General features: G+C 71.4%; 11 protein-coding genes. 5 read left to right on the forward strand and 6 right to left on the reverse strand.

All coding sequences use genetic code 11. From position 1 onward, the window contains the following. On the forward strand, nt 1-402 hold a 402-nt coding region (locus EIO58_RS07555; RefSeq protein WP_164861579.1), incomplete at its 5' end, for a siderophore-interacting protein. Between the two features lie 7 nt (nt 403-409). Here the strand turns inward: EIO58_RS07555 and EIO58_RS19500 are convergent. Then, nucleotides 410-544 carry a hypothetical protein gene (locus EIO58_RS19500; protein ID WP_274543199.1) on the reverse strand — a complete coding sequence of 45 codons (135 nt, stop codon included), beginning with the start codon at nt 542-544 and terminating at the stop codon, nt 410-412. 120 nt (nt 545-664) lie between these two features. Between EIO58_RS19500 and EIO58_RS07560 the strand changes: the two genes are divergently transcribed. After that, on the forward strand, nt 665-1,411 hold the full coding sequence (locus EIO58_RS07560; RefSeq protein ID WP_127819014.1) for an SDR family oxidoreductase: 747 nt from the start codon (nt 665-667) through the stop codon (nt 1,409-1,411). A 42-nt stretch (nt 1,412-1,453) separates the two neighbouring features. On the opposite strand, the gene EIO58_RS07565 is transcribed toward EIO58_RS07560, so the two are convergent. The 4 genes from EIO58_RS07565 to EIO58_RS07580 all read right to left on the reverse strand — a co-directional run bounded on the left by EIO58_RS07565 (nt 1,454) and on the right by EIO58_RS07580 (nt 4,099). Next, nucleotides 1,454-2,287, reverse strand: a complete 834-nt coding sequence (locus EIO58_RS07565) for an aldo/keto reductase (RefSeq protein WP_127819015.1) — start codon at nt 2,285-2,287, stop codon at nt 1,454-1,456. Nucleotides 2,288-2,365: 78 nt separating this feature from the next. Continuing rightward, nucleotides 2,366-2,593 carry a hypothetical protein gene (locus tag EIO58_RS07570; RefSeq protein WP_127819016.1) on the reverse strand — a complete coding sequence of 76 codons (228 nt, stop codon included), beginning with the start codon at nt 2,591-2,593 and terminating at the stop codon, nt 2,366-2,368. 82 nt (nt 2,594-2,675) lie between these two features. Next, nucleotides 2,676-3,395 (reverse strand): M23 family metallopeptidase, encoded by a 720-nt coding sequence (locus EIO58_RS07575; protein ID WP_127819017.1) that lies wholly within the window; start codon nt 3,393-3,395, stop codon nt 2,676-2,678. Between the two features lie 17 nt (nt 3,396-3,412). Next, on the reverse strand, nt 3,413-4,099 hold the full coding sequence (locus EIO58_RS07580) for a TetR/AcrR family transcriptional regulator (RefSeq protein WP_127819018.1): 687 nt from the start codon (nt 4,097-4,099) through the stop codon (nt 3,413-3,415). Nucleotides 4,100-4,171: 72 nt separating this feature from the next. On the opposite strand from EIO58_RS07580, the gene EIO58_RS07585 reads away from it, so the two are divergent. Next, nucleotides 4,172-5,206 (forward strand): agmatine deiminase family protein, encoded by a 1,035-nt coding sequence (locus EIO58_RS07585; protein ID WP_127819019.1) that lies wholly within the window; start codon nt 4,172-4,174, stop codon nt 5,204-5,206. Continuing rightward, nucleotides 5,203-6,933 (forward strand): amidase, encoded by a 1,731-nt coding sequence (locus EIO58_RS07590; RefSeq protein ID WP_127819020.1) that lies wholly within the window; start codon nt 5,203-5,205, stop codon nt 6,931-6,933. The genes EIO58_RS07585 and EIO58_RS07590 overlap by 4 nt, the downstream gene beginning before the upstream one ends. A gap of 164 nt (nt 6,934-7,097) precedes the next feature. Here EIO58_RS07590 and EIO58_RS07595 read toward each other — a convergent pair whose 3' ends face one another. Beyond that, the gene (locus EIO58_RS07595) at nt 7,098-8,606 is read right to left on the reverse strand and encodes an MFS transporter (RefSeq protein ID WP_127819021.1); all 1,509 of its coding nucleotides are present in this window, start codon (nt 8,604-8,606) and stop codon (nt 7,098-7,100) included. 112 nt (nt 8,607-8,718) lie between these two features. On the opposite strand from EIO58_RS07595, the gene EIO58_RS07600 reads away from it, so the two are divergent. Next, nucleotides 8,719-9,344 (forward strand): TetR/AcrR family transcriptional regulator (locus tag EIO58_RS07600; RefSeq protein WP_164861580.1); only part of this gene is annotated, 626 nt, incomplete at its 3' end.

Below are 9,344 nucleotides of genomic sequence, written 5' to 3' on the forward strand. Positions count from 1 at the left end.
CTGCGCGGCCGGCCCGACGCGTGGCTGCTCGCCGGCGACGAGACCGCGGTGCCCGCGATGCGCCGCTTCGCTCGGTCCATGGACGCCGACGCTGTCGGCCGCGTGTTCGTGGAGGTGACGGATGCCGCGCATGAGCTGCCGATCGACGCTCCCGCCGGTGTCGTCGTCGAGCAGGTGCACCGTCGCGACGCGCCCGCAGGATCGGCTCTCGCGACTCGCCTGGACGCCCTCTCTGCGGCCGAGCGTCCGGAGGGGTCGGTGTTCGGATTCGTCGCGGCGGAGCAGTCCATCGTCAGGCCCGGCCGCGCGCTGCTCCTCGACCGCTGGGGTCTCGATCCCGCCGGGGTGACGATCAAGGGCTACTGGAAGCGCGGCGAGACCGAGTACCACGCCCCGCACTGAGCCGGGGTCACCCGGGCAGCTCCGGCCGGCGGGACTCGTCGGTGAGCTCGGCCCACACCCGCAGACCCTCGCCGATGGGAGCAGCGGTGCCCACCGCCAGCTCCTGGCGCTCCCGCGGTTGAGCGTCCTGCCGTGGATCCACAGCAGGAGCGGAGCCGGCGGAGTGGCTCGACGGGCTCGGCTGATCGCTCCCGCGTGCTTCCCTCTTCCGGGCCCGTCGGCCACGATGGAGGTTCGCAACGACTCGCCACGAGAGGACCCTGTGAAGCTCGCGGTCGCCGGCGGCACCGGACTCACCGGCGCCCACCTCGTCGACGTCGCCCGCGCGCGCGGCCACGACGTGGTCATCCTCTCGCGACGCACCGGGGTCGAGCTGCTGAGCGGAGCCGGACTCGCCGGGCGGCTCGACGGGGTCGACGCGGTCATCGACGTCACCAACGTCACGACGAACAAGCCCGACGTGTCGGTGTCGTTCTTCGCCGGGGCGACGAAGAGCCTTCTCGCGGCCGAGCGTGCGGCACGGGTGCCGCACCACCTCGCCCTCACGATCGTGCGGGCGGATGCCGCGCCCGACGGCTACTATGCCGGCAAGCTCGTCCAGGAGCGGCTGATCGCCGGGGGCGACGTGCCGTGGACGGTCCTGCGCGCGACGCAGTTCCACGAGTACGCCGCGCTGCTGTTCCACCGCGGCCGTGCCGGCGCGCACATCGCCCCGCGGGGGCGCGTTCAGCCGGTGGCCGCCCGCGAGGTCGCGGTGCACCTGGTGGATCTCGCCGAGGGCACGCCTCAAGGCAGGGCGCTGGAGTTCGGCGGCCCGCGCGAGGAGGACCTCTCCGACATGGTGCGCCGCTACGCGCGCGCGATCGGCTATCGCGGTCCGCTTCCCACTGTGAACGCGCCGGGTGCGTGGGGCCACGCCCTCCGCCGCGGCGCACTTCTTCCGGGCCCCGCCGCCGTGCGGGGCGAGCAGACGTTCCTGGAGTGGCTCGACGCGCTCCCCGATGCCTGACGACACGAGTCAGGCGGAGACGGCTGCCTCGGCATCCCTCGGCTACATCTCCTCGTGGGTGAGCGGGTCGCCGCCCCACAGCCGGCCGCGCTGCAGCTCGCTGATCGCGTCGAGCTGCTCGTCGGTGAGCGTGAACCCGAACACGTCGGCGTTCTCGCGCTGACGGTCGGGGTCGGACGACTTGGGGATCGGCGTGCTGCCCAGCTGCGTGTGCCACCGCAGGACGATCTGCGTCGGGGTGGCGTCATGGACGGCCGCGAGCTCGTGCAGGATCTGCTCGGTGAGCAGCTCGCTGCGCTTGGCGAGCGGACTCCAGCTCTCGGTGCGGATGCCGAGTTGGGCGTGGAAGGCCCGCAGCCCCGCCTGCGGAAAGTAGGGGTGCAGCTCCACCTGATTCACCGCCGGCGTGACGCCGGTCTCTTCGATGAGCTCGGTGAGCATGCGCTCGGTGAAGTTCGACACTCCGATCGACCGCACGAGGCCCTGGTCGCGCGCCTCGATCATGCCGCGCCACGTGTCGACGTAGCGGCCCACGCTCGGGTTCGGCCAGTGGATCAGGTGCAGGTCGATGCGCTCGAGGCCGAGCATGTCGAGCGATCCTTTGATGCTGTCGATCGCCTGCTCGCGACCGTGGTGGCGTCCGGGGATCTTCGACGTGACGACGATCTCGCCGCGCGGCACGCCGCTGCGGCGCAGGGCCTCGCCGACCTCCCGCTCGTTCTCGTAGTTCACGGCCGTGTCGAGCAGGCGGTACCCGGACGCGATCGCGGCGACCATCGCCTCGATTCCGTCCTCGCCTCGAAGATCGTAGGTTCCGAGGCCCAGCTCGGGGAACCAGGTGTCGTCGTTCAGGTTCACGGTGGGGATCGAGATCATGTATCCATCCTGGCGCAGCTCGCGGGACGGCGGGCCTTCACCAACCGCCTACGTCGAGGCGAAACCGGCCCGCGCGCGTCATACGCCCGTCTGCTCACCGATCGTGCGCTCAGTGGCGGCACGCTCGTCGGCCGCGGCGCTGTCGACGCGATCCTCGTCGAGGTCGGTGTCGAGCGGTCGGTCGTCGTCGCCCATCACCGACTCGTCGGTGTCGAGCGTCTCGCCGGCGTCGAGAGAGTCTCCAGTGGTCAGGTCGTCGTCATCGCCGGTGGGCGGGACGAAAGGGGGAATGGGCTGGTTGGTCATGGCATCCTCCGTCCTGTTCACCTGCGAAGGTATGCCGTCTGCGCGAACCCGGCACGGGGCTTGCGCCCCGCCTGCCCACGCGTTAGCGAGCCGAGGCGTGGGACTTCTCACCGCCCATCCGCCGCAGCCGCTCGCGCGGACCGGGGATGCCGCGCTCGACCTGCGACCACGTCCCGTCGCCGGCGCGCACTTCGTACCGGGCGAATGCGCACGAGATGCCGTTCGCGTTCATCAGGTCGAGCGAGTCCATGAGCTGGAAGTGCAGATGCGGCGCGGTCGAGTTGCCGGTGTGCCCGACGCGCCCGATGGCCTCTCCCACCACGACCCGCTGACCCGCGCTCACCTCGACGCTTCCCGGCGCGAGGTGCGCGAATCCGGCGTACACGTCACCGGCTCGAAGGATGACGTGATTGCCGAGGATCGACGGGATCTTCTCCGGACGGAACGTGAGGCCGTTCCAGAGCATGCGCGCGGCCTCTCGGAACGGGTTGATCCAGGGCCGCTCGAGCATGCCGTCCGACACCGCGACGACCTCGGCGTCGAACGGCGCGTGCACCCGCGCGCCCCACGCGTAGCACTCCTCGGTGCGTCTGCCGACGGTCGCGGCGACGAGCGTCGAGGCCGGATGCACGTGGACGCCCCGGCGGTCGTCGACACGGACGAAGTCGTACGCGTACCGCTGGCCCAGCAGGTCGACCCCGTGGCTCGGCACGCGCGCCGCGGGCGTCGTGACCGCCATCCATCCGGCGCCCCGGAGCGGGAATTCGACCACGACGGCGGGTTCCCGCTCGTTCCGCGTCATCCCGCTGCGTCCTCGGCTCATCCCGGCCCTCCGCGTGACCCTGAGGCGTCGCGTGCCACGGACCATCTCGATGCCCGGGCCGCCGACTCGATCGTGCCCGGAGTTGCTCCGACGAGCGCCGCAGCCGCGCGCGCCATGCGCGGCGCGAAGCGCGCGGTGTCGGCGCCACGGACGAGGGACTGCGCGTTCAGTCCGTTGATGAGCCCGATGAGCTCCCACGCGATCTCGGCGGGCTCGGGCGCCGCGAAGACGCCCGCGCGGCATCCGTCGGTCACGATCGACTCGACGAGGCGCTGCCAGCGCTCCATCTGCGCCCGCACCGCGTCGGCGAGGGCATCGTTGTGCCGCGCCATCGCCCAGCCCTCGACCCACACGACCGTCAGGTCGTCGCGGGCGCCGTCCACAAGCGTGCCGATGAGCGCTGTCAGCTGTGCGGCGGGATCGCCGGCGGATGCGACGACACGCTCGACGTCGCGGACCTCGGCGTCCACGAGATCCGTGTAGGCGCGCGCGACGAGGTCATCTATCGACGGCTGGTAGTGCGCGACGAGCCCGGGGGCGACGCCCGCGCGGTCGGCGACCGATCGCAGCGTCAGCGCGCTCAGTCCACTCTCGCGGGCGAGTGCGGTCGCCGCAGCGACGATCTCGGCGGCGCGCTCGGCGGGGGCCTTGCGCGTGCGGGGACGCGAAGCGGTGCTTGACATGACTTCGCCAGTGTAGGTACGTTCGCTTATTGATCGCAAGGTCAATAAGTGCGGGCGAGCAGAGGAGCAACGATGGCCTGGAGGATGCCGCACGAGGGCGACCCGCACGAGCGCACGTGGATGGCGTTCCCCACCGAGGGTCCCACGCTCGGCGACGATCCCGCGGAGCACGAGCGCTTCTACGCGGCGTGGAGCGCGGTCGCCAACGCGATCATCGAGTTCGAGCCGGTGACGATGGTGATCGACCCGACGAAGTCCGACCGCGCGCGCCGCATGCTCGCGCCCGAGATCGAGCTGGTCGAGGCGCCGGTCGACGAGTTCTGGTTCCGCGACCACGGTCCGACCTTCGTCGTCGACGATGAGCGCCCGGGCGTGCTCGGCGCCGTCGACTGGGTCTTCAACGGCTGGGGCGCGCCCGACTGGGCGGAATGGGGCAGGTCCGCCGCGCATGCGCGCCTCGTCGCCGACCTCGTCGGGGCCGAGCTGGTCAGCTCGCTGCTCGTGAACGAGGGCGGCGGCATCCACGTCGACGGCGAGGGCACGGTGCTGCTCACCGAGACCGTGCAGCTCGACCCGCGCCGCAACCCGTTCGCCGACCGGGCCCGCGTGGAGGCCGAGATGCTCCGCACGATCGGCGCGTCGAAGGCGATCTGGCTCCCGCGCGGCCTGACCCGCGACTACGACCAGCTCGGCACCAACGGCCACGTCGACATCGTCGCGACGATCCCCTCGCCCGGGCGGCTCCTGCTGCACGCGCAGCAGAACCCCGAGCATCCCGACTTCGACGTGACGCGCGAGCTCCGCGAGTTCCTGGCCGCGCAGACGGATGCCGCAGGCCGCCGATTCGAGATCATCGACCTCCCCGCGCCCGAAGTGCTCCGAGACGAGGAGGGGTTCGTCGACTACAGCTACGTCAACCACCTGCTCGTGGGCGGCGGCATCATCGCGTGCGGGTTCGGCGAGGAGCGCGCCGACGCCCGGGCGCGCGAGATCCTGGAGGCCGCCTATCCGGGGCGCCGCGCCGTGACGGTCGACGCGCGACAGATCTTCGCCGGCGGCGGCGGCATCCACTGCATCACCCAGCAGCAGCCGGCGGTGACCCGATGACCCGCCGCTATCCCGTCGCGGAGAAGTCCATCGCCGGACTGCGCGCGGCGCTCGAGTCCGGCGCCGTGACCGCGGTCGAGCTCGTCGACGCGTACCTCGCGCGCCTCGACGCCTACGACCGCCTGGACACGCCGACCGCGCTCAACTCGGTCGTCGTGCGCAACCCCGACGCGCGGGCCGAGGCCGCGGCATCCGATCGCCGTCGCACAGAAGGGCGCACGCGGGGGCCGCTCGACGGCATTCCGTACACGGCGAAGGACTCGTTTCTGGCCCGCGGGCTCACGGTCGCGGCGGGCTCGCCGGCGTTCGCCGATCTCGTGGCTCAGCGCGACGCGTTCTCGATCGAGCGGCTGCGCGAGGGCGGCTGCGTCCTCCTGGGCCTCACGAACATGCCGCCGATGGCGAACGGCGGCATGCAGCGCGGCGTGTACGGCCGCGCCGAGAGCCCCTACAACGCCGACTACCTCACGTCGGCCTTCGGCTCGGGATCCTCCAACGGATCGGGAACCGCCACCGCGGCATCCTTCGCGGCGTTCGGCCTCGGCGAAGAGACGTGGTCGAGCGGCCGGGCGCCGGCGTCGAACAACGCCCTCTGCGCCTACACCCCCTCGCGCGGGGTGATCTCGGTGCGCGGCAACTGGCCGCTCGTTCCGACCATGGACGTCGTCGTTCCCCACACGCGCACGATGGGCGACCTGCTCGAGGTCCTCGACGTGATGGTGGCCGACGACCGCGAGACGCGCGGGGACTTCTGGCGCGCACAGCCCTGGATCGAGATCCCGGATGCCTCGGCCATCCGTCCCGCGTCGTACCCGGCGCTCGGCGCGCACGACGTCGACGGCGCGCGCGCGACGCTGGCGGGTCGGCGCTTCGGAGTCCCGCGCATGTACATCGGCGCAGATCCGGATGCCGGAACCAACCCCCTGGGCGGCATCGGGGGTCCGACGGGCACCCGCATCGACACACGGCGGTCAGTGCTCGCGCTGTGGGAGGCCACGCGGCGCGACCTGGAGGCCGCCGGCGCCGAGGTGGTCGAGGTCGACTTCCCGGTCGTGTCGAACTACGAGGGCGACCGGCCGGGCGCGCCGACCATCAAGACCCGCGGGCTCGTGACCGAGATGTTCCTGCACCGCGAGATCGTCGACCTGTCGGCGTGGGCGTGGGACGACTTCCTCCGCGCCAACGGCGATCCGTCGCTCGATCGGCTCGACGACGTCGACGGGGCCGCGATCTTCCCGCACCCAGAGGGCGCGCTGCCCGACCGCTACACCGGCTTCGATGACGACATCGCGACGTACCCCGCGCAGGTGCGCGAGCACCCGTACGCGTCGTTCACCGACATCCCCGAGCTCGAGGCCGGGGTGCGCGGGCTCGAAGAGACGCGACGCCTCGACCTCGAGGACTGGATGTCGCGGCTCGGGCTCGACGCGGTGATCTTCCCGGCGGTGGCCGACGTGGGCGCCGCCGACGCCGACGTGAACGAGGAGTCGGCGGCACGGGCGTGGCGGAACGGCGTCTGGGTCGCGAACGGCAATCTGGCGATCAGGCACCTCGGAATTCCGACAGTCACGGTGCCGATGGGGACGATGGCCGACATCGGCATGCCAGTCGGGCTCACGTTCGCCGGCCGCGCGTACTCCGACACCGAGCTGCTCGCCTGGGGCTCGGCGTTCGAGGCGCTGCGACCGCGCCGCACTCCCCCGCCCCGCACGCCCGAGCTCGACTGACGCGACAGCAGAGGCATCCGGGGCGCGGCTCGATGTCCGTCTCGCAGGACAATCGGGCGCACTCCTCGCCGACACGCCGGTTACTCGCCCGAGATCGGCGAAACCTCCTGCGAACCGAACCGCGGGGCCCGGCCGCGAGCCGCAGACCGAGGACTGCGACCGGGTCAGCGGACGCTCGAGCGCAGATCCCCTCCGGCCTCGCCGATCGCGTCGAGCGCGTCCGCCTTCGGCTCGCCCGGCTCGTGGGCCGGCACATCGACCTCGGCATCCGCGTCACCCTCACCGTCGGTGTGCAGCGACGGGGGCGCCGCGGCGTACGCGGCGGACAGTTCGCGGTACGGCTTCGACACGAACGCCAGCAGCACGACCAGGAGCAGCAGCAGGCTCGCGCCGACGAACGCCAGGGCCATGCCGCGCGCCTCGCCCTCGCCGAGCAGCCAGCCGAACGCCTGCTGACCGCTGGCCGACTCCATGAACGGGATCAGCCCGAACTCGGCGATGGGGCCGATGAGGAACGCTGAGATCGGCGCGGCGGCGGATTCCACACTCGCGGCGAAGCCGAACACGCGGCCCTGCTTCTCGAACGGCACGACCCGCTGAACGATGGTCTGCTCGGACGCCTCGGCGATCGGCATGAGGGCCATGAAGACGAGGATGCCGAGCCCGTACAGCCACCACACCTCTCGGATCGCGAAGGTCATGCCGAGCACCGCGATGCCGACGTTCACCAGCAGCATCGTGCGCACCGGGTTCTTGCCGAGGCCGAACCTCGCGACCAGCCCGCCGCCGATGATGAAGCCGAAGCTCGCCACACCGAGCACGATGCCCCACACCTCGACCGAGAACAGGGTGAGGCCGTACGGGTCCATGAGGGCCATGAAGACGCCCCCCACGAGGTTGTTGAACGTCGTGAACAGGATCAGGGCGAGCAGCCCCGGCACCACCATGACCGCGGGGATCACGCCCCGAAGGCTCAGCCCTGCCGGGGCGCCCTCGACATGCGCGATTCCGCGCTCGGGGATGGGCACGAACACCAGATGCGCGAACGCGATGGCGGTCGCCGCGATGGCGATCGCGACCGTCCACCCCATGCCGAGCAAGCCGATCGACAGTCCCGAGAAGACGCTCGTCACCATGAACGCGATGCCGTGGACGGCACCCACCATGCCGTTCGCCTTGTCGCGGCGGTCGGCGGGCACGAGCAGCGTCACGGTCGTCGACAGCGCGATGTTGCGGAGGTTCTCGACCACGCCGCCGATGAGGATGACGCCGGCGAAGACCCAGAACCACGGCCCTCCCCAGTCGACGAGCGTGCTCTCGGGAAACGCGAGGTACAGGCCGCCGGCGAGCACATAGGTGGTGAGCGTGATGATGCTCGAGAGCATCATCACCGCCTTCTTCTTCATGTGGTCGACGAGCGCTCCGAACATGACGCCCAGCACGGCCACGAGCAGCATGTACGACCCGCCGATGATGGCGGTCGCGAGTACCGATCTGGTCTCGAGGTACACCCAGAACGTGAGAGCCCACCAGAGGTAGCTCGAGGTCACGTTGGCCAGGGCGGTGTTGACGAGCACCTGGTAGAAGGCGCGCAGCGTGCGCGCGTCGGGGCGGTGCTGGACGGCCTCGTCGGCCGCGGTCGTGGCGCCCGAGGCGGGCGACGAATGGCTCATGGGAATCCTTCGGCGTGTGGGTGGGACGACCGCGCGATGACAAGGAGTAGGCTCGATGTGGACACCGTTCACATCGATGTTCACACCGTACACACTCGACGGAGGCCGCGCAATGACCTCAGCCGTGCGCACCTATCATCACGGGGACCTCCGACGTGCCCTCATCGAGGAGGGTCTCAAGCTCGCCCGCACCGGCGGTCCGGGGGCAGTGACCTTGCGTGAGGCGACCCGCGCGGCCGGGGTCTCGCCCAACGCCGCGTATCGCCACTTCACCGACCGGGAGGACCTCGTCCGCGCGGTGGCCCGCGAGGCGCAGCTCACCCTCGCGCGCGCGATCGGCGAGCACGTCGCCGCCGCGCCCTCCGGACTCGCCCCCGACGACGCCGCGATCGAGCAGCTGCGCCGCGTCGGGTTCGGCTACATCGACTTCGCCCGTGCCGAGCGCGGGTGGTTCGAGACCGCGTTCTTCACGCAGGACACCACCGCGAGCGAGGGCATCGTCACGCTCGATGACGAGATCGTGGCGCCGTTCCAGGTCCTCATGGACACCCTCGACGCAATGGTCGACGTCGGCGCACTCGCCCCCGAACGCCGGCCATACGCGGAATGGGCCTGCTGGTCGGCCGTCCACGGCTTCGCCGAGATCGCCGTGCACGGCCCGGTGCGGTGGCAGCCGGCATCCGTCATCGACGCGCTCGCCGCGGCCGTCGTGGAGTCGGCCATCACGGGGGTGCGCGG

This window comes from Microbacterium sp. CPCC 204701, assembly GCF_004010105.1.
GTDB lineage: Bacteria > Actinomycetota > Actinomycetes > Actinomycetales > Microbacteriaceae > Microbacterium.

What these genes read in the sequence shown, in the direction of transcription:
- EIO58_RS07565 (WP_127819015.1), bottom strand. Translation starts at nt 2,287, where the DNA reads ATGATCTCGATCCCCACCGTGAACCTGAACGACGACACCTGGTTCCCC.
- EIO58_RS07570 (WP_127819016.1), bottom strand. Translation starts at nt 2,593, where the DNA reads ATGACCAACCAGCCCATTCCCCCTTTCGTCCCGCCCACCGGCGATGAC.
- EIO58_RS07575 (WP_127819017.1), bottom strand. Translation starts at nt 3,395, where the DNA reads ATGACGCGGAACGAGCGGGAACCCGCCGTCGTGGTCGAATTCCCGCTC.
- EIO58_RS07580 (WP_127819018.1), bottom strand. Translation starts at nt 4,099, where the DNA reads ATGTCAAGCACCGCTTCGCGTCCCCGCACGCGCAAGGCCCCCGCCGAG.
- EIO58_RS07585 (WP_127819019.1), top strand. Translation starts at nt 4,172, where the DNA reads ATGGCCTGGAGGATGCCGCACGAGGGCGACCCGCACGAGCGCACGTGG.
- EIO58_RS07590 (WP_127819020.1), top strand. Translation starts at nt 5,203, where the DNA reads ATGACCCGCCGCTATCCCGTCGCGGAGAAGTCCATCGCCGGACTGCGC.
- EIO58_RS07595 (WP_127819021.1), bottom strand. Translation starts at nt 8,606, where the DNA reads ATGAGCCATTCGTCGCCCGCCTCGGGCGCCACGACCGCGGCCGACGAG.